The 25,207-nt window shown below is 49.6% G+C and carries 25 protein-coding genes; 9 read left to right on the forward strand and 16 right to left on the reverse strand.

The window, feature by feature from the left end; all coding sequences use genetic code 11:
• Positions 1–8: 8 nt before the first annotated feature.
• Positions 9–863, reverse strand: a complete 855-nt coding sequence (locus tag GPJ68_RS15680) for a GPO family capsid scaffolding protein (RefSeq protein ID WP_089075523.1) — start codon at positions 861–863, stop codon at positions 9–11.
• A 166-nt stretch (positions 864–1,029) separates the two neighbouring features.
• Between GPJ68_RS15680 and GPJ68_RS15685 the strand changes: the two genes are divergently transcribed.
• Entirely contained in the window at positions 1,030–2,799 is a 1,770-nt protein-coding gene (locus GPJ68_RS15685) for a terminase ATPase subunit family protein (protein ID WP_089075522.1), read from the forward strand.
• A gap of 1 nt (position 2,800) precedes the next feature.
• Positions 2,801–3,817, forward strand: coding sequence for a phage portal protein (locus GPJ68_RS15690; RefSeq protein WP_089075521.1), 1,017 nt, complete (start codon positions 2,801–2,803; stop codon positions 3,815–3,817).
• A gap of 346 nt (positions 3,818–4,163) precedes the next feature.
• Here the strand turns inward: GPJ68_RS15690 and GPJ68_RS15695 are convergent, their stop codons facing one another.
• From GPJ68_RS15695 to GPJ68_RS15730, 8 genes are all read right to left on the reverse strand, one after another.
• Complete coding sequence (locus GPJ68_RS15695; RefSeq protein WP_180836833.1) at positions 4,164–5,978, reverse strand: ATP-binding protein; 1,815 nt, start codon at positions 5,976–5,978, stop codon at positions 4,164–4,166.
• Entirely contained in the window at positions 5,965–7,212 is a 1,248-nt protein-coding gene (locus tag GPJ68_RS15700; RefSeq protein ID WP_089075519.1) for an SIR2 family anti-phage-associated protein, read from the reverse strand. Before GPJ68_RS15700 ends, GPJ68_RS15695 begins: the two co-directional genes overlap by 14 nt.
• Before the next feature lie 73 nt (positions 7,213–7,285).
• Positions 7,286–9,586, reverse strand: coding sequence for a replication endonuclease (locus tag GPJ68_RS15705; protein WP_180836835.1), 2,301 nt, complete (start codon positions 9,584–9,586; stop codon positions 7,286–7,288).
• On the reverse strand, positions 9,576–9,851 hold the full coding sequence (locus GPJ68_RS15710) for a DUF5405 family protein (RefSeq protein ID WP_089075517.1): 276 nt from the start codon (positions 9,849–9,851) through the stop codon (positions 9,576–9,578). Before GPJ68_RS15710 ends, GPJ68_RS15705 begins: the two co-directional genes overlap by 11 nt.
• Positions 9,851–10,150, reverse strand: coding sequence for a DUF5405 family protein (locus GPJ68_RS15715; protein ID WP_041327821.1), 300 nt, complete (start codon positions 10,148–10,150; stop codon positions 9,851–9,853). The genes GPJ68_RS15710 and GPJ68_RS15715 overlap by 1 nt, the downstream gene beginning before the upstream one ends.
• Positions 10,150–10,374, reverse strand: a complete 225-nt coding sequence (locus tag GPJ68_RS15720; RefSeq protein WP_180836837.1) for a DUF2732 family protein — start codon at positions 10,372–10,374, stop codon at positions 10,150–10,152. The genes GPJ68_RS15715 and GPJ68_RS15720 overlap by 1 nt, the downstream gene beginning before the upstream one ends.
• Positions 10,375–10,437: 63 nt before the next feature.
• The gene (locus GPJ68_RS15725; protein ID WP_180836839.1) at positions 10,438–10,938 is read right to left on the reverse strand and encodes a replication protein B; all 501 of its coding nucleotides are present in this window, start codon (positions 10,936–10,938) and stop codon (positions 10,438–10,440) included.
• Complete coding sequence (locus GPJ68_RS15730; RefSeq protein ID WP_168992280.1) at positions 10,935–11,105, reverse strand: hypothetical protein; 171 nt, start codon at positions 11,103–11,105, stop codon at positions 10,935–10,937. The genes GPJ68_RS15725 and GPJ68_RS15730 overlap by 4 nt, the downstream gene beginning before the upstream one ends.
• Before the next feature lie 99 nt (positions 11,106–11,204).
• On the opposite strand from GPJ68_RS15730, the gene GPJ68_RS15735 reads away from it, so the two are divergent.
• Positions 11,205–11,396, forward strand: a complete 192-nt coding sequence (locus GPJ68_RS15735; RefSeq protein ID WP_089075515.1) for a hypothetical protein — start codon at positions 11,205–11,207, stop codon at positions 11,394–11,396.
• Here the strand turns inward: GPJ68_RS15735 and GPJ68_RS15740 are convergent.
• Positions 11,393–11,812 carry a hypothetical protein gene (locus GPJ68_RS15740; RefSeq protein WP_089075514.1) on the reverse strand — a complete coding sequence of 140 codons (420 nt, stop codon included), beginning with the start codon at positions 11,810–11,812 and terminating at the stop codon, positions 11,393–11,395. The two genes, GPJ68_RS15735 and GPJ68_RS15740, sit on opposite strands and share 4 nt — an antisense overlap.
• A gap of 64 nt (positions 11,813–11,876) precedes the next feature.
• Complete coding sequence (locus GPJ68_RS15745) at positions 11,877–12,146, reverse strand: regulatory phage cox family protein (protein WP_089075513.1); 270 nt, start codon at positions 12,144–12,146, stop codon at positions 11,877–11,879.
• A gap of 119 nt (positions 12,147–12,265) precedes the next feature.
• Between GPJ68_RS15745 and GPJ68_RS15750 the strand changes: the two genes are divergently transcribed.
• Entirely contained in the window at positions 12,266–12,565 is a 300-nt protein-coding gene (locus GPJ68_RS15750) for a helix-turn-helix transcriptional regulator (RefSeq protein WP_041327832.1), read from the forward strand.
• Positions 12,566–12,679: 114 nt separating this feature from the next.
• Positions 12,680–13,687 carry a tyrosine-type recombinase/integrase gene (locus tag GPJ68_RS15755; RefSeq protein WP_089075512.1) on the forward strand — a complete coding sequence of 336 codons (1,008 nt, stop codon included), beginning with the start codon at positions 12,680–12,682 and terminating at the stop codon, positions 13,685–13,687.
• Between the two features lie 194 nt (positions 13,688–13,881).
• On the opposite strand, the gene clpA is transcribed toward GPJ68_RS15755, so the two are convergent.
• Both clpA and clpS read right to left on the reverse strand, forming a co-directional pair.
• Positions 13,882–16,158, reverse strand: a complete 2,277-nt coding sequence (gene clpA / locus GPJ68_RS15760; protein WP_016153651.1) for an ATP-dependent Clp protease ATP-binding subunit ClpA — start codon at positions 16,156–16,158, stop codon at positions 13,882–13,884.
• Positions 16,159–16,188: 30 nt separating this feature from the next.
• Entirely contained in the window at positions 16,189–16,509 is a 321-nt protein-coding gene (clpS, locus tag GPJ68_RS15765; RefSeq protein WP_003036810.1) for an ATP-dependent Clp protease adapter ClpS, read from the reverse strand.
• Between the two features lie 323 nt (positions 16,510–16,832).
• Between clpS and cspD the strand changes: the two genes are divergently transcribed.
• Positions 16,833–17,057 carry a cold shock-like protein CspD gene (gene cspD, locus GPJ68_RS15770; RefSeq protein WP_180836841.1) on the forward strand — a complete coding sequence of 75 codons (225 nt, stop codon included), beginning with the start codon at positions 16,833–16,835 and terminating at the stop codon, positions 17,055–17,057.
• Positions 17,058–17,131: 74 nt separating this feature from the next.
• Here cspD and macB read toward each other — a convergent pair whose 3' ends face one another.
• Both macB and macA read right to left on the reverse strand, forming a co-directional pair.
• Positions 17,132–19,078: a macrolide ABC transporter ATP-binding protein/permease MacB gene (gene macB, locus GPJ68_RS15775; protein ID WP_016153652.1), complete on the reverse strand. Its 1,947-nt coding sequence runs from the start codon at positions 19,076–19,078 to the stop codon at positions 17,132–17,134.
• Positions 19,075–20,190, reverse strand: coding sequence for a macrolide transporter subunit MacA (macA, locus tag GPJ68_RS15780; protein ID WP_016156938.1), 1,116 nt, complete (start codon positions 20,188–20,190; stop codon positions 19,075–19,077). Before macA ends, macB begins: the two co-directional genes overlap by 4 nt.
• Positions 20,191–20,350: 160 nt before the next feature.
• Here macA and GPJ68_RS15785 point away from each other — a divergent pair, with 160 nt between their 5' ends.
• A complete protein-coding gene (locus tag GPJ68_RS15785) occupies positions 20,351–21,301 on the forward strand; it encodes a VirK/YbjX family protein (protein WP_049042464.1) in 951 nt (316 codons plus the stop codon).
• Here the strand turns inward: GPJ68_RS15785 and GPJ68_RS15790 are convergent.
• Positions 21,298–22,956, reverse strand: a complete 1,659-nt coding sequence (locus tag GPJ68_RS15790; RefSeq protein WP_016153655.1) for an ATP-dependent endonuclease — start codon at positions 22,954–22,956, stop codon at positions 21,298–21,300. The two genes, GPJ68_RS15785 and GPJ68_RS15790, sit on opposite strands and share 4 nt — an antisense overlap.
• A 372-nt stretch (positions 22,957–23,328) precedes the next feature.
• On the opposite strand from GPJ68_RS15790, the gene aqpZ reads away from it, so the two are divergent.
• Together aqpZ and GPJ68_RS15800 are read left to right on the forward strand one after the other, a co-directional pair.
• The gene (gene aqpZ / locus GPJ68_RS15795) at positions 23,329–24,024 is read left to right on the forward strand and encodes an aquaporin Z (protein WP_003840208.1); all 696 of its coding nucleotides are present in this window, start codon (positions 23,329–23,331) and stop codon (positions 24,022–24,024) included.
• Positions 24,025–24,166: 142 nt separating this feature from the next.
• Positions 24,167–25,066 carry a lysine exporter LysO family protein gene (locus GPJ68_RS15800; RefSeq protein ID WP_180836842.1) on the forward strand — a complete coding sequence of 300 codons (900 nt, stop codon included), beginning with the start codon at positions 24,167–24,169 and terminating at the stop codon, positions 25,064–25,066.
• Positions 25,067–25,207 lie beyond the last annotated feature (141 nt).

Here is a 25,207-nt window from a genome sequence, read left to right on the forward strand (position 1 = left end):
CAGGTCTGTCAGCAGTTGGTCAGCAGTTCGTCACCCGTCCCGCCTTTCGATTTCTCGCGGCGTGGCTGGCGATAGCTTTCGGTGTTATCGAGGGAGCTTTTTAGGGCGTTAAGCGCCTGCGCGCTTTGCGTGGTCTGGCTGGTCACGTCCTGCTTTAGCTGTGCAAAGGCGGTTTCCAGCTCAGTGACGCGCGTTTCGGAGGCGGTCAGGTTGGTCTGTACCTGCTCAGAAACGGCGGTCACCGCCTCATGCACATCTGCAAGACGGGCGTCATCGCTGACCTGTTTGCGGCTGAAAATCGATTTGACCTTGTCGGTCAGGCTGTTGAGCACAGTGTCGGGGACGTCTTCAAATTCCAGCTCTGCCAGCGTGGCAACGGAAAACAGATCGTCAGGATGGGCTTTTTTACCGGCGAGCGGGTTTTGCGTGGCGCGGCTGCAGAATTCGAGGTATTCGGTGCCGAGGCTTGCCGGGTCATCGGTGACGGCCAGACCGACGAGATAGCACTTGCCGCTGTTGGCGAAGTTCGGGCGAATCTCCATCGAGGTGTAAACCTTCTGCCCGGCTTTCACCATGCTGACCAGCTCGTCGAGCGGCGCGATTTTGCCAAACAGCGCTTTTTTGCCGTTCAGTGCCGAGTCATCGCTGATGACTTCCGCTTTGACTTCGGTCACGTCACCATAACGTTTGAGCACGCTGTCAGGCAGAATGCCGCGCAGGTGTTCGAGGTTGATGCGACAGCCATAGACGCGCGGGTCGAAGGTGTCCGCCATGTCCTGAATATCTTCGCCGTTAATCACGCGGCCATCGCAGGTGTCACCCTCGACGCCAATGCGAAACCATTTAGAAACTTTCTTTGCCATTGTTCAGGTGTCCTGATGTTGGGTTTTCGGTTCGGGTGTAGTTTCCCGACTCCGCCCCGCATCAGCCACCGCTTGCAGACGTGTACCCCCTGACACAACAGGGGGTTAGCGATAATGCCCGGCTATTTCCTTAGCCTTGCCCCGTATTCACTGACACGAGGCAACCATGACCATTTCGACTGACCTCTCCCTTTTGCACGACCCACGACGACAGGCGCGCCTTCTGTTCTGGCAGGGGTTTTCCGTGCCACAAATCGCCGACACGCTGCAGGTCAAGCGCCCGACCGTGCAGAGCTGGAAACAGCGTGACGGGTGGGAGGAAACCGCCCCGCTTAACCGCGTGGAATCCACGCTTGAAGCGCGCCTGATTCAGCTTTATGCAAAGCCTGACCTCACGCCGCACGACTTCAAAGTCGCTGACTTTCTGTCACGCCAGATGGAACGGCTCGCGCGTGTCAGCCGCTACGGCCAGACGGGAAACGAGGCGGATTTAAATCCCAACATTGCCAGCCGCAACAAAGGCGATCGCCGCAAGCCAAAACGTAACTTTTTCAGCGAAGAGGCTATCGAAAAACTCGAAGAGATTTTCTTTACTCAGTCATTCGAATATCAGCGCCACTGGCACAAAGCCGGTGTCGAGCACCGTATTCGCCACATCCTCAAATCGCGCCAGATTGGCGCCACGTTTTACTTTGCCCGCGAGTCACTGCTGCGCGCCCTGAAAACCGGACAAAACCAGATATTTTTGTCGGCCAGTAAGACGCAGGCTTATGTGTTCCGAAAGTACATCATCGCCTTTGCGCGCATGGTCGAGGTCGACCTGTCAGGCGACCCGATTGTCATCGGCAACAATGGCGCAGAGCTGATTTTTCTCGGGACCAATTCCAACACGGCGCAGAGTCATAACGGCGACCTGTATGTCGATGAAATCTTCTGGATCCCCAACTTTCAGAGACTGCGTAAAGTCGCCTCGGGGATGGCGTCGCAGTCCCACCTGCGCACCACCTACTTTTCAACACCCTCGACGCTGGCACATGGCGCATATCCGTTCTGGTCAGGTGAGCTGTTTAACCGGGGACGCAGCAGCGCCGCCGAGCGTGTCGACATCGATATCAGTCATAAGGCGCTGGCCGGGGGCATGCTGTGCCCGGACGGTCAGTGGCGGCAGATTGTCACCATCGAGGATGCGCTCGCCGGGGGATGCACGTTGTTTAATCTGGATCAACTGAAACAGGAAAACAGCGCTGATGATTTCCGCAACCTCTTCATGTGCGAGTTTGTCGACGACAAGGCGTCGGTATTCCCGTTCGAGGAGCTGCAGCGCTGCATGGTCGATGCGATGGAAGAATGGGAGGACTTCGAGCCATTTTCTGACCGTCCGTTTAACTGGCGTCCGGTGTGGATTGGCTATGACCCGTCACACACCGGCGACAGCGCAGGCTGTGCGGTACTGGCTCCGCCACTGGTTGCCGGGGGCAAGTTCCGCATCCTTGAGCGTCACCAGTGGAAAGGCATGGATTTTGCGACGCAGGCCGAGGCCATCCGCGAGCTGACCGAAAAATACTGCGTCGAGTATATCGGCATCGATGCGACCGGTATCGGCCAGGGTGTTTACCAGCTCGTGCGCTCGTTCTTCCCTGCTGCGCGCGCCATTCGCTACACACCGGAAATGAAAACCGCGATGGTGCTGAAAGCGAAAGACACCATCAGACGCGGGTGTCTGGAATACGACGCCGGGGCAACTGACATCACACAGTCATTTATGGCTATCCGAAAAACCATGACCAGCAGCGGGCGCAGCTCCACCTATGAGGCCAGCCGCAGTGAAGAGGCCAGCCACGCGGATATCGCATGGGCCACCATGCACGCCCTGTTAAACGAGCCGCTTTCCGCCGGTAGCGGTATGCATTCAACGTCAATTCTGGATATTAACTGACATGAAAAAACAACAGAAGAACCCCGCCACAACGACTGCCAGCGCACCACAAAAAATGGAGGCGTTCACCTTTGGCGAGCCCTCCGCCGTTCTGGATCGCCGCGATATCCTCGATTATGTCGAGTGCATCAATAACGGTAAGTGGTACGAGCCGCCGGTCAACTTCTCAGGTCTGGCAAAAAGCCTGCGCGCCGCCGTGCATCACAGCTCGCCGATTTACGTGAAACGAAATATTCTGACGAGCACCTACATCCCGCACCCGCTCCTGTCGCGTCAGGATTTCAGCCGCCTTGTGCTGGATTATCTGGTCTTTGCCAACGGCTATCTTGAGAAACGCATGAGCGTTACCGGCCAGCTTTTAAAACTGGAAACATCACCGGCTAAATATACCCGCCGGGGTGTCGAGGATGGCGTTTACTGGTACATATCGAGCTTTAACAACCCGCACCCGTTCGCACCCGGCTCGGTGTTTCACCTGCTGGAGCCTGATATCAATCAGGAGCTTTACGGCATGCCGGAATACCTGAGCGCACTCAATTCAGCCTGGCTGAATGAATCCGCCACCCTGTTTCGTCGCAAGTATTACCAGAATGGCGCGCACGCGGGTTACATCATGTACGTCACCGACGCGGCGCAGAGCAGCACCGACGTCGAGTCGCTGCGTTCTGCAATGCGTGATTCAAAGGGACTCGGGAATTTTAAAAACCTGTTTTTCTATGCGCCCAACGGGAAACCGGATGGCATCAAGATAGTGCCGCTGAGTGAGGTCGCCACGAAAGATGACTTTTTCAATATCAAAAAGGTGAGCGCTGCTGACCTGCTCGATGCGCACCGCGTACCGTTCCAGCTCATGGGCGGCAAACCGGAAAATATTGGCTCAATGGGGGATGTTGAGAAGGTGGCACGGGTGTTTGTGCGTAATGAACTCAACCCACTGCAGGAGCGCTTTAAAGAGATTAACGACTGGCTCGGGATGGAAGTGGTCCGCTTTAAAGATTACAACCTCGAGTCAGAATAACCCCGCAAAAATTGCCGCCTCCGGGCGGCTTCATCCCTGACAGCCTCAGACACACCACACCACACGCCACGCCACGCCACGCAATCCCATCGACACATTATCACAGACCTGTAAAGCATCAGCGCCGTCACGACGCCCACAGACGCATAAAATTAAATGCTGTCACCGCCTCTGGCGCGCAGTGCTATCCCCGCCTCGCCTGCGCGCTTAAGGGATCGCTTTTTATGCAGGTGCATTAAGAGTCCCAAGCCGCACCAGTTGCGGCTATTGCAACCAAATCCTGACATGTAAAAAAAATGCAAATTAATGCACCACAAATTCAAAATAACGTGCTAAGAAAGCAAGGTTATTTCCATTCTTCAGAATATATTGCGTCTGATGAGCGTGGACTTGGTTCAGCTTGATGAATAGAAATCCTTACAGGGAGATTAAATGCGGACCCAAAGGCAATCGCATCCCCCCTTGGTAGACCAGAAACTTGGCGAATCATTAATTCATTTCCGCTTTCCATTGCATAACGGAGCGCTTGTAAGTCACGCTCATTGGTCAGTCGCAATGTGAACCAGTTCGAGCACATGGCTAATACTGTTGAAGACAGCTCAGAAGGACGCTGAGTACTTACAATCAAGGAACACTTGAACTTACGACCTTCCTTGGCCAGACGTTCGTAAGCTTTGATTTGTGCATCAACTTCAGAGTAGGGATCCCTTAAATAGTGATGAGCCTCTTCAAGGAGTAGCACTGTTGGAAAGGCTTTGTTTTGCCCTCTCAAGAAAAGAACTTCCGCAAACATTTCAAGTAATGCACTCAGAAGCATTGGAGCGTGGTCTTGTGACAGATTTTTCAAATTAACTATATGAATATTCCAATCATTCGGTTCTCCCTTTTCTGTTCCAAAAAAATAGTCCACTTCATTTTTCATGGCAGCTTCCCAATGCTTACCATTGTCAGCTAAGACTTGGCCACCATTCATATCGACAATATTTTTGAATCTTACGTCGTCTGCTAATTGCTGTATGATTTTTATTAGAGGGAGTACATTGCCATAGCAAAATGCATCACGCTTGCTTCCACCCGTCCTAGAGTCAGCAGCGACACAGCCAAACTCTGCTACCAAACTTGCTAAACATTTAAATGGAGCCCACCTGTCAGCTTTATCCAATGTTCGGTTACGCAAACCTGCTAACCAAGCAGCAAGATGCAGTTGATTATCTTCTCTACAATCGTCATAAATATTAAAGCAATTTCCATTTCCATCTTTCAGGAAGTATGTTTTTTTATCGAAATGAGTTCGGTTAATAGCATTGAGAGCATTTCTCAGTGCTGGCAACTGAGTTTTATCGCTAGGACGTAATAATTTTATTAAACCTGCAAAACCAAGTGCCTGATATGGTATCTGCTTATAATAATAAGATTTTTCTGTGTATGCTACACCCTGTAATAAAGGTGGGTTAGGCACTTCACCGTCTGGACGCTTGCCTAAAATGGTATGTTTAACATTTGGCAATCCCACAAATGCCTGAGAGTACTCACCATTCATGTCAAAAATAACTATTCGCGATTTAGTATATTTCTCAGCAATTCGACGAGTCAGTAATGCATTGAAATTTGATTTACCGTAGCCAGTACTACCTAATACAGCTATGTGCCGTGTTAGCAATTTATCAACACTAGCCATTATTCGTACAGATTTGGTACGTGAATCGAGTCCAAGTTCAATTGCTTTATCTAAATCACCTTCTTCGATGCTATAGATAGTGTTTAAGAAATTAGTGGTTAAAGGAACAGCTGAAGCACCCAATGCTGGTAATCGCCAATCTTCAGAAACAAAAATATACCCGTCAGATTCCCTTTTAACAAAACCTATAGCGTAGGCTATGATTTGCCTAAGTGGCATATCCGCTATATCTGAAGTTCCTATATTTGCTTTATGGGCTTTATCCGCTTCAACAAATGCCATATCCGTAACGCGAGCAACCACTAATATATTACCCGCATCAAAACCAATCAGATCTCCCGGCTGGGTAACCGAACTAATCCCATCCCTATGTGATGCCAATCTTCCTTGTAACCCTTCATGAAGATTTATTCTAATTTTTTCACCTTCCAATCCGACTACATAGCCGATCGCGGAAAGCTCTGAAAGTTTAAAATGGCTCATGACCTTCTCCTTTAGAAAGTTTCGAGATAGCTTCAACCAAATCGTCTACAGTATTTTCGCGAGGGAAAAGAACTGGATATGGAAGATGTTTCACAAAACTATCAAAGTAAGCATCACCTCCGCCTCCTACGACGGTCACTTGATTGAGCGTTAAATGTTTTAATGTAATTATTGCTTTTTCGCCTTCCGAAGCTGTACCAGAATCAACATTAATCTGAGCCTTGGCTAATTCTGGATAGTAAACAACAACATGAAAAGAAGGGTTTAATAACGCACCTAATATTATTCTATTAATATGGTAATCGCCAAAACCGAAACCATTTATAAAAAGAGCCGTTTGAGATTTCGAAAGAAACTCACCAAACCGCCTAAACATTTCACCATAAACAAATCCAATTGTATGGCTATATTTGTTTGCTCCGGGGTAAATCAAATGCTGGCCTCGATAATAATTTTCTTCATTTATAATATCTTTGATATAATTATCATAAGCTTGAGATGAACTTACTTCATTAACTGTCAAACTATCATCTTGATACCATGTAAGAGAACCATGCAACTTATAAAGATAGGCGTGGTAATGACCAAATCTAGCCTCTCCCTTCGCATTAACATTTCTAAAAGCCAGATCAAAATTTTGTGGATAAAACTGTCTTGTGTGTAGCCCTGAGAACCCATTGAACAACTGAATACCGAGATCTTCCGCAGCCCACTCTAAAGCCAAATCATAATTTGTTGTAAAAAGTGCTGGTGCTGACTGACCAGGCTGCCGATTTGAAATCAATTTTGAGATTAATTCTTTATGATATTTAAACTGTATTTTTTTTCCTTGATCTTTTTGCCTGAATTGCTCCCCTGTTAGTAATGCAGCTTTAGTTACTCCTTTGTATAATGCACTTAATATCGCTCTAAATTCTTTTTCTTCAGCCTCATTGCGTCTTGTTTTAGCTACTGATAAAAATTTTGTTGCCTCATCAATTAACAGCTCGACGTTTACTGAATCAGAATCTGAATCAGCCTTAGAAACGAGAAGATAATGTTCGATAAGTAGTGTTAAAAGTTCTGGATGGTCTTGCTTAAAGGACTTCCAGACTTCTTTCATAGTTTGCCCACCGCAACCAACCGAAGCGCCAGCACCTAAAAGCACTCCTACATTGTCTAATTGGCACAGCGAATAAACATGAGAACGGAAATCATCCTCATAAATTTCTCTACCACCTTGATATATAAGCATAAACATCCCTTTCAAACAGATTTTTGGCAGGTTAAGTATTTGTTTTAGGAATGAATTATGATTCAATTTTACTTTAACTAACAGCCCAGTTATTCAATGAGTTAATGTCCTCACAAAAATCATCCGTGCGTGAGTAACAATACCTTACTCCACCAAAAACCACCGTTGCCCCACGTGCCAGCACGTCGAGCACCCACCGTTCCGGGGTAATGCCCTCCTGAGCCAAATCGAAACGAATTTTTGCGACGCACTCCCTTTCGGCTTTAGTCATCCTGGCTGATGGCGCCTTTTCGCTGGTTTTCAGCGGCGCATTGCTCCTTTGCAGGCGACTTTTACGCGGTGCGCCAGCTTTTAACGCGTCGTTGAGCGCTTGTACGACATCAGGTTCATTCCAACCGATAAACCCGCGCTCAATAAGATTCAAAACCGCTAAGGCTTGCTCAGACGATGTGGGGGTCATAACTGGATCGCTACCTACGGTGAGCTTTCCACAGTTATTGACAGGACTCCGAGGCGCGGCAGAGCCGCTTTTTAAGGTCAAAGGCTCAACGGCCAAAACCTTTGGAACAATGCGCCACTCTTCAGATCGCGTGACACGGATATGACCTGCGCCGAGGTGAGGGGCGTAAATACCGACTACTCTCTCGATATCTTCCTCGTATTCATTGACCTCATCAGTCACCTTACGGGCGACCCTGACGGTCTGACTGTCACGTGGTTTATTCGCACCACCCTGCGCGGCGATATACAGGTCAAACTCGCCCTCATCTGCAGCAGCTCGCGCAGCCTCGACACGGTCGTCAAAATCACTGGCGATACTCACGCCGCGCGGTAGCTTTCGCAGCTCTCGATATGCGCCCATTGTCGGCAGGCCAATAGCTTTGAATTGAGGAATGCGCCATGTTGACGCCCACGCGGTAACGGCTGCGGCGGTGTCTTTCAGTGGCTTGCCAGTGTCTTTATCGATCGCACCATCGAGGGCATAACCATCGATATTCTTTGAAATGTATTTAGCGATATAACCGACTGCGCCACCGCGATTGAGGTGTTTAGATTCAAAGCGTTGTTTCGCCGCTCCTCTTTCGTCGCCGTCCTCTTTGAGAGCATACCGGCGCATAATCTCGGTGATGGCTTTACGCTGATCGGGTTTGCAAAACAGCATCATGTGCCAGTGCGGCGTCCCGTCGTGGTGCGGTTCAACCACCCGCATGCCGTAGACCTGCAAGTCATTATCTTTGAAAGCGGTACGCATCAGGCTCCAGATTCGGCACAGATAGCGCTGGCCATCTTTAGGGGTGAATGCACTTTCATTCCAGCCGTGATTAAGCTGCACCGTTTTATCTTTGCCCTTCCCGATCTGACGCGTCGGATGATATTTCGAGGGTGAGGTGATGGTGATAAACATCCCGACATCCCCCACACTGACCGCGTATCGCTCAATCCCTGCGATGGTGTTCATCAACTCCATACGACGGATTTCAGGATTAGAAATACTTCCCATAACCTTACTGATGAGGTCGATACGCTCACCGGTTACTTTGTTTTCCAGCTCACAGGATTTGAGGTATTCGAGATTAGCCAGGCGGCGAGCATGAACATCGCGGATCGCCATTTTACTGGCATACGGCGAGCGGTCTTTATTAACCTCACCGGCGGCAATCAATAACGCCTCGCGCCAGCGCATCCGCTGCGCCTTAAGCTGATTTGTCCACCATTCATCGTTAATCATCCGGGCGACTGCAGAAAACGCCATGCGGATCGTCATCTGACCTTTGCGGTATTTTTTCCAGTACAACGGCGTAATATTAAACGCACGAGCAATCCCCGCGAGCTGACCGTATAAATGCGCCTGCGCCTCATCGGTGTAGAGACAGTCTTTGCCCCCAAAAGCCTCCGCCCATTCGTCGCTCAGATCCTCATATTTGCTCCAGAGTTGTGACGCAATTCTGGCCGCAAATTTCTTAAGCTCTTTGTCATTCATATCAGGCAGGCGCGTATATTCATCACGCTCAGACAGAAAGCCGCGCGAGACAGAATCATTCATCCCGCACAGCTCGTTAACACGTTCAAGTCGGGGTAACAGTTTCCGCTCAAAAGTGTTTCTTAGGAAATACAGCCCATCGAGAGGGCTTTTGCTTCGTCTAATGAAGTTATAACGAGAGTTAAACAGTGTTTTCAGGAAAAAAGGGAGGCGGTCGATTCGATATAAAACACCTTGCACCTGACGGAATTCGGCACGTGTAAGGGGTCTGTCACGACCGATGGCCGCTTGAGGGGCATTCCATGAGTAAGCGCCGACGAACGTGTCGCCGGTGCGCTTAGATATTTTTGGCAGTAACGAAGAGGCAACTTGCCCCCGAGATTCAACGGCCATTAGCAGAAAACGCGGTCTGACACTGCTGACCAATATGCTCGACCTGCTCGCCAATTTCCGCAAAACTGGCCGCCTCACCGGTCAGGATGCCGTGTAATATCAGACCAGATACGAGCCTGGAAATTGTTGGATAATAACCAACAACACCGAGCCACTCTTTACCGGCGTTCTTTCCTGATTTTGCGGTTTTCTTTTCCTTCAAAATAAATTGAAACTGGTCACTAATGACGACGAAACGGTCGCCCACCTCAATATAAATTGACATTATTCATCACCTTTACGATTTAATTTTTTCAGTTCACAGGCGCAACATGTAGATTGTTCAGCCATGAATTTTATTAATTCATCCGCCGTGGTTATTTTTTTGAGATAAATAGCACGATTGACGAGCAAGCCGACAACATCAGAACAGAGATTTAATTCATTCGAATAAATGGCAATAACAGACTCAACCATAGCGCCGGTGTCTTTATCATGTTTAAGGTCAGACAGAGATAAATCACCATTTTTGAGAACTGCAACTTTTAACCAGCTATTAAGAATCACAGATTTCAGCACAGACATTAAACAGCCTCCCTACGGACGAGACCTGCGTTATGAAGTACCGTTGATTCCTGACTGAGTAACTCGACAATCTCAACACGCCCCAACTCCTGCGTAACGATATGTTGAATCAGTTTATCCAGATGAGATGAGAATGTAGTCGCCGCATCGGCCTGCGCTTCTGCTCTGGCTTGTTGAAGCAATAAAGAAAAGTTGCTGCTTTGCTTTTCCATTCCTGTAAGCATGACTTTCTCCAGACAAAAAGAAGTCCCGCACAATCAAGTGCGTTTAAAATTTAGATTATTTAATTAATGCAAATATTGCTCAGGCTTGACCGATGTTAATATCGTCGGCGCATACTCAAACAGGCTAAACAACTCACGTAAAGCACGAAATAAATTTTCACGCCAACAACATAATTCTTCATTAATACGCCAGTAAGGCTGATTAAATTCAACCTCACTTAACCCTGCATGTAAAAACAAAGACCGCCGTTGGCTAACCGTTAGAAAACTAATATATGCAGACTCACTTGAGCCAACCTGACGACGTTTAGAAAATGCAGCACGCAATTCATCGATAGCGCACACCAGACGCTCCCGGTCTACATCATTCATTTCTTCGAGACGCATCGTTGCGTGGCGCTGTTTTAACTGTGCGTGGAAGCAAACAGTCAGCCGATCACGCTCCATCATTTGATTGTAAAAATCACAGCTATCCTGCCAGCGGGGCGCTGCAAGATATTTACCAATCAGGCTACGCAATCCTTCTGGCTGTTTGTCCACAATGGCAAGGGTCATAACCGTCATAACGATAGCCCTCTGGATTTTATGAAGCGTTTAGCCATGGCAAAAAATCCCGGCTTACGGGTGCGGATGATGATGCCTTTACGTCCCTTACCATGAGTAATATTGAACGCCATAGGCTGGGGACTTTCCTTACGAAGTAGCTGAGCAATACAACGTGGTTCTTGCATAAATCCTCCATTAAGTAGCCGGGTTTTGTCCATGCCCGGCACATGGTCTTGTGGTAGGATTGAATCGCCAAAAACAACTCCACCACTAAGAGGTAAAAAGTGAACAATCAAAAACTTAATGAATTAATTACCACTCTTGAACAAGCCGTAGCATTAATTGAGTCTCTACCAACCCCAATGGGTGACGTGGAAAAATCGAATCAAGTCGATGTATTGACAATTAAGTTAAGAGAATTAGCTCACTCAAAAAAACTAAATCATCTTCAAGGGTTTATTGATATAAACCACTAAGCGTCTAATTCATGTGGTACGGCTTTTTGGGAACGATGCGGCCGTACCATCACATTAAAAATGTCATCCCAATCGTCCTTGCTCATTAGCGTAATTCCTAGCTCTCGCGCCTTTTCTCTCACACAGCGCGCCAGATATAAACGATTATCAATACTTATCCCTATAGCCCTTTCTTTCATGCGGCCGTAGTTATCAGAAAGAAGCTGTATCAAGTCAAGGCGTAGTATTTCAACTGAGCCATCAGTGCTGCGAAAAACTAAATCATCGCCATCAATAAACACTGGTTCACTTTTGAGCTCTTCGCTATTCACCCACTTACGCAGACTTCGTGGAATAACAAGACTATTAGAAAGTGTCATTTCGTCTAATTCACCACGGAATAAAGCTACTTTTATGGTTTTCGACTGATGTTCCATTTCTCCCCCCTTATGCCGACTGGTCAGCTAGCCATTCACCAACTGAGCGATGTATTTCAACCGGTTAAGACCCTAAGCCCAACCACATTAGCCACCCTTCCCTAATCGCTTTCGGACGGCTTTCATACGCAAGTTTCATTCCGTTGTTCCAGGCAGGGAGATAGACCCAATACTCTCCAGCACGGCCAGACGCTGACTGAGGATCTGTCATTTCAATTACTGGCAATTTTCCCTTATCAATCATTCCCTTTACAGCACGCTCCGATTTGCCAATCAGTCTTGCAAACTCCTGATATGGCACTGCATCTGTTTGTAACGCGATTTGCTTCGCCATGATAAAGACCCCTCAAACATTTAAGAATCGCTTCTAATGTCTTATAGTGACTAATTGTGTGCATTTCTAAACACAAAACTATCTACATCTAAACCAAATGGTATTGAGATCTAAACACTATGTCAAACGCGTTAAATGAAAAACTTGTACTCATACGCAAGTCTGAATATCTAAGCAGGCAGCAACTTGCTGATTTAACAGGAATTCCTTACGGAACCTTAAGCTATTACGAAAGTGGGCGTTCGACCCCCCCCACAGATGTGATGATGAAAATTTTGAAGATGCCTCAGTTCATGAAATACACGCTTTGGTTCATGACTGACCAAATTTCTCCTGAATCCGGGCAGATTGCACCGGCACTCGCACACTTTGGGCAAGAAACAACAAACTCGCAGCACTCAGACCAAAAGACTGGTTAACGCTTTACCGCAGATACATTTTTGAAAAGTGTTTATTACTGGCTGAAAAATACTCATCTTGTAAAAACAAGCAGTTAACAACAAAAAGTAAACGCACCCTCGGAGGGTTTTCTTATGACAATTAAGAAACTCGATGATGGTCGATACGAAGTGGACGTTAGACCTGCAGGGCGCAACGGAAAGCGCATCCGCAGGAAATTTGACAAGAAAAGTGAGGCTGTAGCTTTTGAGAAACACACTCAATACAACCATCACGATAAAGAATGGCTGGCTAAACCGACAGATAAGCGGCATCTGTCTGAGTTAACAAAAGTCTGGTGGGATCTGAAAGGTAAGCATGAAGAACACGGAAAATCCAATTTGGGTAAGATTGAAATATTTACTCGGATCACTGATGACCCTTGCGCATTCCAGATAACCAAAGCGCTTATTAGCCAGTACAGCATGACTCGCAGAGGGCAAGGCATAAAACCGGCCAGTATAAACCGCGACCTTACCTGCCTGAGTGGCATGTTTACTGCACTAATTGATGCGGAGTTGTTTTTTGGTGAACATCCTTTCAGAGGTATGAAAAAGCTCAAGGAGCAGAAACCAGAAACCGGATATCTGACGCAGGAAGAAATAACATTGTTGCTTGCCAACCTTGACGGGGACAACAAGAAAATCGCGATTCTCTGTTTAAGTACCGGCGCTCGATGGGGTGAAGCTGCGAAACTGAAAGCTGAGAACGTAATACAGAATCGGGTGACGTTCGTTAAAACAAAGACAAACAAACCGCGCACTGTCCCTATCTCTGAGGAAGTAGCTGTAATGATTGCGGGTAAGGGTTATCTGTTCCCTGATGCCTCATACCCGAAGTTCAGGCGAACAATGAAAGATGTAAAACCGGATCTACCGGACGGGCAAGCAACTCACGCATTGCGTCACAGTTTTGCTACCCACTTTATGATTAACGGCGGGAGTATCATCACCTTGCAGAGAATACTGGGACATTCACGAATAGAGCAGACAATGGTCTATGCGCACTTTGCCCCGGAGTATCTTCAAGATGCTGTTTCCCTCAATCCGCTACGTGGTGGTGTTGACTCCCATAGTGTCCACATAATGTCCACGCTGGAGTGATTTGTAGTGGCTTTCAGTGGTCTTGCGTGCCGCGCAAACCCGCATTGCACCGCTGAAAGCCCCTGTTGTAGGGGTATAAAAACGCCCTTACGCAGGCTTATTTTTTGCCTGCCGTTTAACTCCCCCTATTCAAATCACGACTTACAGGCGAAAAAAAACCGGGCATTACGCCCGGTTCATTAGGTGGTTAGATATTAATGCGCTGCTTCTGGCTTGTGCTTTTGCGCACTCTGGAAACCATAGGTCAGCTCATTTTTCTCTTTATCCAGCGCAACGGTCACCTGACCGCCATCCACAAGCGAGCCGAACAGCAGTTCGTTAGCCAATGGTTTTTTCAGGTTATCCTGGACAACGCGCGTCATCGGGCGTGCGCCCATTGCGCGGTCATAGCCCTTCTCAGCCAGCCAGTCACGGGCTTCCTGACTCACTTCCAGAGAGACACCTTTCTGATCCAACTGAACCTGAAGTTCGACGATAAACTTATCAACAACCTGATGAATCACCTCAGTAGAGAGATGATCGAACCAGATAATGTTGTCTAGACGGTTACGGAATTCCGGCGTAAACACTTTTTTGATTTCGCCCATCGCATCAGTACTGTTGTCCTGATGAATCAGCCCAATCGATTTACGCTCAGTTTCACGCACGCCGGCGTTAGTGGTCATGACCAGCACCACGTTGCGGAAATCCGCTTTACGCCCGTTATTGTCGGTCAGCGTACCGTTATCCATCACCTGCAGCAGCAGGTTAAAGACGTCCGGATGCGCTTTTTCGATTTCATCCAGCAGCAGTACCGCATGCGGATGCTTAATGACAGCATCCGTCAGCAAACCGCCCTGGTCGAAACCGACATATCCTGGAGGCGCACCAATCAGGCGACTGACGGTGTGACGTTCCATATACTCGGACATGTCAAACCGCAGCAGCTCAATACCCAGCGCTTTGGACAACTGCACCGTGACTTCGGTCTTACCGACGCCAGTCGGTCCGGCAAACAGGAACGAACCGACAGGTTTATGCTCGTGTCCCAGACCAGCACGGCTCATTTTGATCGCTTCAGTCAGCGCCTCAATGGCTTTATCTTGTCCGAATACCAGCATTTTCAGACGGTTGCCCAGGTTTTTCAGCGTATCGCGATCGCTCTGCGAAACGCTCTTCTCCGGGATCCGCGCAATGCGGGCCACGACGGACTCGATATCCGCCACGTTGACGGTTTTCTTGCGCTTGCTGACCGGCATCAGACGCGCCCGCGCGCCCGCCTCATCGATCACGTCAATCGCTTTGTCCGGCAGATGACGATCGTTAATGTATTTCACCGCCAGTTCGACCGCTGCACGCACCGCTTTGGCGGTGTAGCGAACGTCATGGTGCGCTTCGTATTTCGGCTTCAGACCGTTGATGATCTGCACGGTCTCTTCAACCGACGGCTCAGTGATATCGATTTTCTGGAAACGGCGTGCTAGCGCGCGGTCCTTTTCAAAGATATTGCTGAATTCCTGATAGGTTGTGGAGCCTATCACACGGATTTTACCGCTGGAGAGCAACGGTTTGATCAGGTTAGCCGCATCCACCTGGCCGCCCGATGCCGCACCCGCGCCGATAATGGTGTGGATCTCATCGATAAACAGAATGCTGTTAGTATCCTGTTCCAGTTGTTTCAGCAGCGCCTTAAAGCGTTTTTCAAAATCGCCACGGTATTTGGTACCCGCCAGCAGCGAGCCGATATCCAGAGAATAAAGGGTACAATCAGCCATCACTTCCGGCACGTCGCCCTGGACGATACGCCAGGCGAGGCCTTCCGCAATAGCGGTTTTCCCGACGCCAGACTCACCCACCAGCAGCGGGTTATTTTTTCGACGACGGCACAGTACCTGAATGGCGCGTTCCAGCTCTTTGTCCCGGCCAATGAGCGGATCAATTCCGCCCACACGGGCAAGCTGGTTAAGGTTAGTCGTGAAGTTCTCCATACGGTCCTCCCCGCCAGCTTGCTCTTCGTTATTCGGCTGATTACCAGAGTCAGAGGACTGACTTGGTTCGTCTTTGCGCGTGCCATGAGAAATAAAATTCACCACATCAAGGCGACTCACTTCATGCTTACGCAGCAGATAAGCCGCCTGAGATTCCTGCTCGCTGAAGATGGCGACCAGCACATTAGCACCGGTAACTTCATTGCGCCCGGAGGACTGAACATGAAAGACCGCGCGTTGCAACACACGCTGAAAACTCAACGTTGGCTGCGTGTCGCGCTCTTCTTCACTGGCAGGCAATACGGGTGTGGTTTGTTCAATGAAGGCTTCGAGTTCCTGACGCAGCGCCACCAGATCCACAGAACACGCTTCCAGCGCTTCGCGGGCCGATGGGTTACTGAGCAATGCCAGTAGCAAGTGCTCGACGGTCATAAACTCATGTCGGTGCTCGCGCGCTCTGGCGAAAGCCATGTTTAAACTGAGCTCCAGTTCTTGATTGAGCATAGGCACCTCCCCCAATATTTATGCCTGCATTTAGGCTTTTTCTAGCGTACACAGCAACGGATGCTCGTTCTCCCTCGCATACTTGTTCACCATCGCAACTTTGGTTTCAGCCACTTCGGCAGTGAATACGCCGCAAATCGCTTTACCTTGATAGTGAACGGCAAGCATCAGTTGCGTTGCACGTTCTACATCATAAGAAAAGAATTTTTGTAACACGTCAATAACAAACTCCATCGGAGTGTAATCATCATTGACTAATATCACTTTATACATAGATGGCGGTTTTAGCGCGTCGCGCAATTTATCTTCCGCCAGCAGATCGAAATCCAGCCAGTCGTTAGTCTTACCCATTGTCAGTCGTCATCTTCAGTTACGGTTTCCGGCAGAAAATCTTGCCGCTGACAAGCAGCCTATGCGCACAATCAATCTACCTCAAGTATTAGATAACTATCATCTATTAGTGCCATCCGCGACATCTGTCACATAACCGACAATAGCGTTAACTGCTTCAAATTTTGATGCATTTTTACCCTATTCCGTCAGCCTGGCGCTTGACGCCTCGCCTGATTTCTCTAAATTGTAGTTTCGAGAGTTGGCGAGGTTTTGAACAGCCCCCACTCCGCCACCGGTTCATTCCATCTTACTTATATAAGATTTACGAAGGATGTCGAAGCATGGAAACGGGTACTGTTAAGTGGTTCAACAACGCCAAAGGGTTTGGTTTCATCTGCCCCGAAGGCGGCGGCGAAGATATTTTCGCCCATTACTCCACCATTCAGATGGATGGTTACAGAACGCTAAAAGCCCGGCAGTCTGTCCAGTTTGATGTCCACCAGGGGCCAAAAGGCAATCATGCCAGCGTCATCGTGCCTGTCATTGAAGCAGAAGCTGTCGCATAGCTCTTCTGTTTCATTGTGTACATCCCGCAGTCAAAATGCCAGCCTTTGCGGCTGGCATTTTTATCTCGATGGTATTATTCCCGCGCCAGAGCATCTACCGGATCCAGCCGCGCCGCATTTCGCGCCGGTAGCCAGCCAAACAAAATCCCGGTCGCAGTCGAACACAGAAACGCCGTCAATAAGGCTACGGGTGAGAAACCTATTTCCCAGCCAGGCAGGAATAGCTGAAGCGTAAAGGCGATCAGCATCGACAAGCTAATGCCCAGCGCGCCGCCAACCAGACACACCAGCACCGCTTCAATTAAGAACTGCTGCAGTACGTCACTGGCGCGGGCGCCAACCGCCATACGAATACCAATCTCGCGCGTTCGTTCGGTTACCGAAACCAGCATAATATTCATCACACCAATTCCACCGACCACCAGCGAAATCACGGCCACCAGCGTCAGGAAGAGTTGTAATGTACGTGTGGTCTTTTCGGCGGTTTTCAAGACACCGTCCATATTCCAGGTGAAGAAATCCTTCTTACCGTGGCGTAACGTCAGTAGTCGGGTGAGCTGCTGCTCGGCCTGGGCACTATCAAAACCGTCTTTCACCCGCACGGTGATCGAGTTCAGCCACGACTGCCCCATAATTCGCCCGGACATGGTGCTGTAAGGCAGCCAGACCCGTAGGATCTTGCTACTGCCAAACATCGACTGTTTCTCTTCTGCAACACCAATCACCGTGGCAGGCATATTCCCCACCAGCACGACTTCGCCGACAACTTTCGCTTTGTTGGGGAACAATTGACGACGGGTATTGCTGTCGAGCACCACCACCTGAGCGCGCCCCGCCAGTTGTTCAGCGTTAAAAGTGGTCCCTTCGCTAAACGTCATGCCATAGACGTTGAAATAGTCGCCGCTAACGCCATTAGCACTGGCGGCCACGTCGATATTGCCATAGCGTAGCCGCAGGTTTTTCGACACCGCAGGCGTCACCGAACTGACCCAGGGCTGCTTCTGTAACGCCGTTAAATCGTCATACTTCAGCGCCTGTTGATATTGTGGGTCGTCGTCGCCGAAATCTTTGCCAGGATAGATATCGATGGTATTGGTGCCAATAGCGCGAATATCTGCCAGCACCAGCTGTTTAGCCGCATCGCCTACCACCACAATCGACACCACCGAAGCAATACCGATGATGATCCCAAGCATGGTCAGTAGCGTTCGCATTTTATTCGCAGCCATTGCCAGCCAGGCCATAGTGAGCGCTTCGCGAAAACCGCTGACAAACTGCCCCCAGCCGGACGCCGTTTTCACCGTCGGCTCCGCGATATCGCGCCCGGTAGAGGGTTTGTGCGACGGCGGATTGCGCACAATCTCGCCGTCACGAATTTCAATGACGCGTTCGGCCTGTGCGGCGACCTGGCTGTCGTGAGTGACGATAATCACCGTATGCCCGCGATCGCGCAACTGATGCAAAATCGCCATCACCTCTTCGCCTGAATGGCTGTCCAGCGCGCCGGTGGGTTCGTCGGCGAGGATAACCTGTCCCCCGTTCATCAGCGCACGCGCAATACTGACCCGCTGCTGCTGACCACCGGAAAGCTGGGAAGGCTGATAGTCAACTCTGTCGCCCAGACCCAGTCGCTGCAGGAGTTCTTGCGCACGGGCCAGGCGTTGCTTACGTTCGGTGCCAGCGTAGACCGCAGGCACCTCAACGTTTTGCGCGGCGGTTAAATGCGACAACAAATGATAACGCTGGAAGATAAAACCGAAATGTTCGCGACGCAGCTGAGCTAACGCATCGCTATCCAGCGTGGAGACATCGCGCCCGGCAACCCGATATGTACCGCTGGTGGGTTTATCCAGACAGCCGAGAATATTCATCAGCGTCGATTTACCCGAGCCAGACGCCCCGACAATCGCCACCATTTCCCCGGCCTGAATGCTCAAGGATACGTCCTTCAATACCTCGACCTGACCCTCGCCTGACGGATAGCTGCGGCGGATATTGCTCAGTTCAAGCAATGCCGTCATTTTGGCGCTCCAGCGTTGCCCTCACCGGTGATGACTTCATCCCCCTCTTCCAGCCCTTTCACGATCTCCACATCGGTGTCATTACGCGCGCCGATAACCACTTCGCGTTCACGGGTTTCGCCGTTACGCAGCAGCCTGACGTTATAACGATTGTTGCCAATAGGATCGCCCAGCGCCGACAGCGGGATCGTCAGGACATTTTTCACATCCGTGAGCTGGATATGGACCTGCGCGGTCATATCCAGACGCAGGATCCCTTTCGGGTTGGGAACTTCGAAGCGAGCATAGTAGAAAATTGCATCATTCACTTTCTCTGGCGTCGGAAGAACATCTTTGAGCTTACCTTCGTAGCGCGTCTGAGGATCGCCCAGTACGGTAAACCAGGCCTTTTGCCCGGGATGCAGGTGAATCACATCCGCCTCGGAAACCTGCGCTTTCACCAGCATGGTGCTCATATCTGCCAATGTCAGAATGTTAGGTGCCTGCTGGGCAGCAATAACGGTTTGCCCCTGAAGGGTAGTAATTTGCGTGACTTCGCCTGCCATTGGCGCAACGATGCGGGTGTAATCAAGGTTGGTTTTTGCCGTATCGAGAGAGGCCTGATTACGCTTAATTTGCGCATCAATTGTGCCGATTTGCGCCTGTTTGACCGCCATCTGAGTAGCCGCCGTGTCGAGATCCTGCTGCGAGACAGCCTGGGTTTTCGCCAGCTGTTGCTGACGGGAAAGCGTTACCCGCGCCAGCTTCCACTCGGCTTCAGCCTGTAAACGCTGAGCGCGTAATTCCATCAGCGTCGCTTCAACCTCTTTAATCTGGTTTTGCGCCTGTTCAGGATCGATAACGCCAAGCAGTTGATCTTTTTTTACTTTGTCGCCAATGGCGACCGACAGCGTTTTTAACTGCCCGCTTACCTGCGCCCCGACGTCAACTTTACGCAACGCATCCAGTTTGCCGGTTGCCAGTACGCTTTGCTGCAGATCGCCCGGACGCACAATTAACGTTTGATACTGAGGTAAAGGCGCATTAAGCGTTCGCCAAAGTGCAATTATCGCCACAATAATGATGATGGCGAAGAGAAAATAGCGCTTTTTGATTTTTCCCTTGAGTTTCATAAATGTCCCAATTTCCCCCAATACGTCCACCAGAGTGGAGTGGTAAACATCAACGTTAAATAAATAGCCGTTGAAAAACGCAAGAATAACAGAGTTATTGATGAATGGTTAAGATCCGCTGTGTTGAAATTAGTACCAGAGTATCCATCGGATTGTTATTATGAGCCAGCTAACTGACAGCACTTTTCATTCTTCAAAACCCGCCACAAGTTTTAGCCTCTTTTGTAGCCTGATGACCGGACATTGGCGCCCTGGAAAATTTTGGCATCAGCGTAGCTTCCGTCGTAAGTTTTTGTTGCGCTCAGCGCTTATGCCACGATTAATGCATGAATGGATGACTGAACTGGCGCAATGGCCTGATCTCGATAGCGTACTGGCACGCCAGCCTCGTCTGCCGGTTCGCCTACATCGCGCCTATCTCGCACAAAACCTTGATCGGAAAATGAAACTGGATGCTGTGCGTTTTCATTACAATGCTATCCGCAGCTCTTTTTCAGCCACTGAATATAAAGCTTATTTAAGTGCGGATGGATTACAACTGGCACAAATTGAAGGCAAAAATAGCGAAATATTTAGCGTAATACTGGGCTCATTTATCTCACTGGATAAAGAAGGTGAAAGTACCATTCTGGTACGCAATAGCGCTGGCGAGACTTTAGCGGAAATGACGTTTACGCTGTGCAATTATCAAGGAAGCAGCACACTGTTTATTGGCGGGTTACAGGGAGGCAGTCGATTACTGCCACATGAAGAAATTCAAAAAGCGACCAAATCATGCTACGGGATTTTCCCTAAACGTATTGTGATGGAAGCCATTTGCTGTTTTGCAGAACAATTGAATATTAAACAAATTCTGGCTGTCAGTAATGAACAGCATATCTTTCGCAGCCCGCGTTACCACGATAAAAACAAGGTGATACTTTCCGACTACAACGCATTTTGGGAGTCGGTTGGCGGTGAGTGCGACAGTCACGGCTATTACCATATCCCACGCACAATGGCGCGAAAAAGCGAAGCGGACATTGCCAGCAAAAAACGCGCGGAATACCGCCGTCGCTACCAGCTACTGGACAGCATCCACTCGCAGCTGTCGTCGATGTTTCGCCGCTAATCCGCTCTGCCGCGTGCCAACCACAGCACGCGGGAAAACATTTTTCGCAGCAGCGTTGGCACCGCGTCAACGCCGCGCCGCCCGGCTTCCATCGCCACCTCAATGGCTAAATCTGGTTTTGACGACCGGTGAATCGCCTTCGAGATAATTTTGCGCATATTCATGGGCACGTTTTCGGGGATTTGCGCCACCCTGTGGAATACGTCAGCGAACCCCTGGCGATACATAAAGTGTTCCATGTCCAGCGCGGGAAGCATGGTTAAATGATCGCGCTCTTCTTCTCTGTCGTTATTCAACAAACTCCGCACCGTAGCGGCATACTTTTTCCCGGCTTCATCACCATCAACCAGCACATGCCACTCGATACCCATCCGGCGGGCGAACTTAACCAGCGGCTTAAGGCCGGACTGGGCAAATTCAATGACTTTGATACCTTCCGCATCAAAGTGGTGCCCACACTGGCGGGCCAGTTCGTTAATGACCCAGGTTTCCGTTTCGCCTTCCACCAGCAGCCAACAGCGGGCAAACAACGACGATGCACGGTTAAAACGAATATGAAAGGCAATACGCCGACCATCTTCTGCGCTGATCCCACCTGGCCCAAGCCGCCAGGCGGCGACGCGGGAGGACTCACGCACCAGGCGGACAACATGTTCCACGGGGGTGAGGGACAGCAACTCACCTGAGTTGGTGGTCGCCACCCGTTGCAGCGGAAGCAAATTCAGCAGGTGCCAGGCAACCGACAGCATAATCGGATGTAAACGCGTTTCAGGATCTTCTACCAACAGTAACGGCCGGGCGTCTTTATCCAGTCTCAGCGTACCTTTGGCCTGTAACAGCGTCGAAAACAGTCCCAACAGGATCACGCGGTGCGTGCGTCCGCCCGGTCTATCAATCATACGGTTGATAATATCCAGATAGCGCCAGCTACGTTGTTCGTTATTGGAACGTCGACGCATCAGACGATAGCGGGACTGACTGGAACCCTGCTCAGAAAAATAGTGTTCCAACAGCTGTACCATGGCCGATAACCCCTGACGTATCTGCCCATCTGTCAGGTTTTGCGGTCGGGTAGCCAGTTCACGTGCCAGAAAATCCAGTTGCCGCGCGGTCACTTCGACATCCGCCGAATCCGGCACCGTCCCGTTACGGATCCGTCGCATAAAACGCGCGTCACGCAGGCGCAGTACTGGCATCAAACGCACGAGGTGCCGCGCCTGATCGTTAATGTCGTCGAGGGGAAGCTGATGGCCCTCGCCATCCAGAAAACTGCGTAACGTCAGAACGCTACCGTCGTCCGCACATTCACCTTCCAGCCGATAGAAAATGCGGTGATAGCCATCCTGACACAGCGTCCAGCTGGCTTCCAGAGGACGATACCTGCGCACGCGGTGGCGACCTGGTTGAGACTCACGAAACGTCAGGATGATATGCAGATGATGTTCCCGGCCTTGTATATCACCCGGCGGGAACCAGAAATCTTCGCGGTCAAAGTGGTACAAATCAGTTTCCGGCGACAGCAACAGGGTTAATGCATCCAGCAGACTGGACTTACCCCACGCGTTCTCCCCAATCAGCACGTTGCTTTGCTCCAGCATCAACGACAGACGGTTAATACCACGAAATCCAACAATCTCAACGCGTTCGAGAATCATATAGCCTCCGGAAATGCTAACTTTTTCCTTCAAGTTATCAGGAGTATAACGGCAAGCGGGCGCTCAGGACACCCGATATGATCAGGAGGTTAGTCGCAGAAATCAAAAAATATAAGAATATTCTTCTTATGTTTTCCCCGGAATATTATTTCAGAACTCAATCATCGCCGTTTTGCTAATTGAACTATGCTTCATTCATCCAATATTCAAAAAGGAATCACAACATATTGCCTTAAATCAAATTTTTTCATCAATTTAACTGGCGAAGGGATGATGTTTTTTTCTAAAATACCGGCTCTTTCATCATCGTCCCTTTTAGCGATGAATTACCGGGTAAGGAACACGAACCCGGAACTTTTAATTGAGGTGGTTATGTTCAGGAAATTAGCAGCCGAATTCTTCGGTACGTTTTGGCTCGTCTTTGGTGGGTGCGGTAGCGCAGTTCTGGCCGCAGCATTCCCGGAGTTGGGTATTGGATTTGCCGGTGTCGCGCTGGCGTTTGGTTTGACCGTATTAACCATGGCATTCGCCGTAGGTCATATTTCCGGCGGACACTTTAACCCGGCGGTGACCTTCGGTTTATGGGCGGGCGGTCGCTTCCCGGCAAAAGACGTTATTGGTTATGTTATCGCTCAGGTTGTGGGCGGTATTGTTGCAGCAGCGGCACTGTATCTTATTGCCAGCGGTAAAGCTGGTTTTGACGCAACTGCCAGTGGTTTTGCCTCGAACGGCTTTGGTGAACATTCACCTGGCGGCTATTCAATGCTGTCTGCCGTCGTAATTGAAATTATTTTGACCGCTGGTTTCTTATTAGTGATCCACGGTGCGACCGATAAACATGCTCCGGCAGGTTTTGCACCTATTGCGATTGGTCTGGCGTTAACCCTGATCCACTTGATCAGTATTCCGGTTACCAACACCTCCGTTAACCCGGCACGTAGTACCGCCGTAGCCATCTTCCAGGGCGGCTGGGCATTACAGCAATTGTGGTTCTTCTGGGTTATGCCAATTATCGGTGGGGTCCTCGGCGGTCTTATTTACCGCACTTTGCTGGAAAAACGCGATTAATCGATAACAAAAAAGGCCTGGCGCAAGTCAGGTCTTTTTTTCCCCGCTATATTTCCTTTTATTTGCAACTTTACTCCCTTCATTGCATTGAGTAGTGTGTGCTGGCGCATTTCGTCTTACTCTCAGCAAGGATCTGGTTTTCATGTTTTCAGGGCTGTTAATCATTCTGGTTCCCCTTATTGTGGGTTACCTTATTCCGCTTCGGCACAGGGCTGCATTAAAACTCATCAATCGCCTGTTGAGCTGGATCGTCTACCTTATTCTCTTTTTTATGGGTATCAGCCTGGCGTTTCTGGATAATCTCGCCAGCAACCTGTTAGCCATTCTTCATTATTCTGCGGTCAGCGTGACGGTCATTTTGCTGTGTAATATCGCGGCGCTGTTCTGGCTGGAGCGTTCGCTGCCCTGGCGACATAACCACAAGCAAGAAAAGCTACCCTCGCGAATTGCGATGGCACTTGAGTCGCTTCAGCTTTGTGGCGTCGTCGTCGTGGGTTTTCTGCTCGGCCTCACCGGTCTTCCTATTCTGCAGCACGCCACCGAAGCCAGCGAATATACGTTAATCTTTTTACTGTTCCTGGTCGGGATTCAACTGCGCAACAGCGGTATGACCTTAAAGCAAATTGTGCTGAATCGCCGGGGGATGATTGTTGCGGTGATCGTCGTCGCCAGTTCGATGCTGGCGGGGGTTATTAATGCGTTGATCCTCGGCCTGCCGCTGAAAACCGCGCTGGCGATGGCATCAGGTTTTGGCTGGTATTCCCTGTCCGGTATTCTGTTAACCGAATCCTTCGGGCCGGTGATTGGTAGCGCCGCCTTCTTTAATGACCTGGCCCGCGAGCTGATTGCCATTATGTTGATTCCTGGAATGGTGGGCCGCAGCCGCTCAACCGCGCTGGGGCTATGTGGCGCGACATCAATGGATTTCACCTTACCGGTGCTCCAACGCAGCGGCGGTCTGGAGATGGTTCCGGCAGCCATCGTCCACGGCTTTATTCTGAGTCTGTTAGTGCCTTTGCTGATGGCGTTTTTCTCCGCCTGAAGTCAGAACAAATACCTCTCTGGCGGTAGTCATCTACCGCCAAAATTGCGCTAAATCAATCTCCCTGCAAGTTGTAGCAGAAATCCCTTTTATCCCTTCGCGCACAGGAATAACCTTAAACATGTATATTAAATATAACTT

Source organism: Citrobacter sp. 172116965 (assembly GCF_013458095.1).
In the GTDB taxonomy this organism is placed as follows: domain Bacteria; phylum Pseudomonadota; class Gammaproteobacteria; order Enterobacterales; family Enterobacteriaceae; genus Citrobacter; species Citrobacter braakii.

What these genes read in the sequence shown, in the direction of transcription:
- GPJ68_RS15680 (WP_089075523.1), bottom strand. Translation starts at nt 863, where the DNA reads ATGGCAAAGAAAGTTTCTAAATGGTTTCGCATTGGCGTCGAGGGTGAC.
- GPJ68_RS15685 (WP_089075522.1), top strand. Translation starts at nt 1,030, where the DNA reads ATGACCATTTCGACTGACCTCTCCCTTTTGCACGACCCACGACGACAG.
- GPJ68_RS15690 (WP_089075521.1), top strand. Translation starts at nt 2,801, where the DNA reads ATGAAAAAACAACAGAAGAACCCCGCCACAACGACTGCCAGCGCACCA.
- GPJ68_RS15695 (WP_180836833.1), bottom strand. Translation starts at nt 5,978, where the DNA reads ATGAGCCATTTTAAACTTTCAGAGCTTTCCGCGATCGGCTATGTAGTC.
- GPJ68_RS15700 (WP_089075519.1), bottom strand. Translation starts at nt 7,212, where the DNA reads ATGCTTATATATCAAGGTGGTAGAGAAATTTATGAGGATGATTTCCGT.
- GPJ68_RS15705 (WP_180836835.1), bottom strand. Translation starts at nt 9,586, where the DNA reads ATGGCCGTTGAATCTCGGGGGCAAGTTGCCTCTTCGTTACTGCCAAAA.
- GPJ68_RS15710 (WP_089075517.1), bottom strand. Translation starts at nt 9,851, where the DNA reads ATGTCAATTTATATTGAGGTGGGCGACCGTTTCGTCGTCATTAGTGAC.
- GPJ68_RS15715 (WP_041327821.1), bottom strand. Translation starts at nt 10,150, where the DNA reads ATGTCTGTGCTGAAATCTGTGATTCTTAATAGCTGGTTAAAAGTTGCA.
- GPJ68_RS15720 (WP_180836837.1), bottom strand. Translation starts at nt 10,374, where the DNA reads ATGCTTACAGGAATGGAAAAGCAAAGCAGCAACTTTTCTTTATTGCTT.
- GPJ68_RS15725 (WP_180836839.1), bottom strand. Translation starts at nt 10,938, where the DNA reads ATGACGGTTATGACCCTTGCCATTGTGGACAAACAGCCAGAAGGATTG.
- GPJ68_RS15730 (WP_168992280.1), bottom strand. Translation starts at nt 11,105, where the DNA reads ATGCAAGAACCACGTTGTATTGCTCAGCTACTTCGTAAGGAAAGTCCC.
- GPJ68_RS15740 (WP_089075514.1), bottom strand. Translation starts at nt 11,812, where the DNA reads ATGGAACATCAGTCGAAAACCATAAAAGTAGCTTTATTCCGTGGTGAA.
- GPJ68_RS15745 (WP_089075513.1), bottom strand. Translation starts at nt 12,146, where the DNA reads ATGGCGAAGCAAATCGCGTTACAAACAGATGCAGTGCCATATCAGGAG.
- GPJ68_RS15750 (WP_041327832.1), top strand. Translation starts at nt 12,266, where the DNA reads ATGTCAAACGCGTTAAATGAAAAACTTGTACTCATACGCAAGTCTGAA.
- GPJ68_RS15755 (WP_089075512.1), top strand. Translation starts at nt 12,680, where the DNA reads ATGACAATTAAGAAACTCGATGATGGTCGATACGAAGTGGACGTTAGA.
- clpA (WP_016153651.1), bottom strand. Translation starts at nt 16,158, where the DNA reads ATGCTCAATCAAGAACTGGAGCTCAGTTTAAACATGGCTTTCGCCAGA.
- clpS (WP_003036810.1), bottom strand. Translation starts at nt 16,509, where the DNA reads ATGGGTAAGACTAACGACTGGCTGGATTTCGATCTGCTGGCGGAAGAT.
- cspD (WP_180836841.1), top strand. Translation starts at nt 16,833, where the DNA reads ATGGAAACGGGTACTGTTAAGTGGTTCAACAACGCCAAAGGGTTTGGT.
- macB (WP_016153652.1), bottom strand. Translation starts at nt 19,078, where the DNA reads ATGACGGCATTGCTTGAACTGAGCAATATCCGCCGCAGCTATCCGTCA.
- macA (WP_016156938.1), bottom strand. Translation starts at nt 20,190, where the DNA reads ATGAAACTCAAGGGAAAAATCAAAAAGCGCTATTTTCTCTTCGCCATC.
- GPJ68_RS15785 (WP_049042464.1), top strand. Translation starts at nt 20,351, where the DNA reads ATGAGCCAGCTAACTGACAGCACTTTTCATTCTTCAAAACCCGCCACA.
- GPJ68_RS15790 (WP_016153655.1), bottom strand. Translation starts at nt 22,956, where the DNA reads ATGATTCTCGAACGCGTTGAGATTGTTGGATTTCGTGGTATTAACCGT.
- aqpZ (WP_003840208.1), top strand. Translation starts at nt 23,329, where the DNA reads ATGTTCAGGAAATTAGCAGCCGAATTCTTCGGTACGTTTTGGCTCGTC.
- GPJ68_RS15800 (WP_180836842.1), top strand. Translation starts at nt 24,167, where the DNA reads ATGTTTTCAGGGCTGTTAATCATTCTGGTTCCCCTTATTGTGGGTTAC.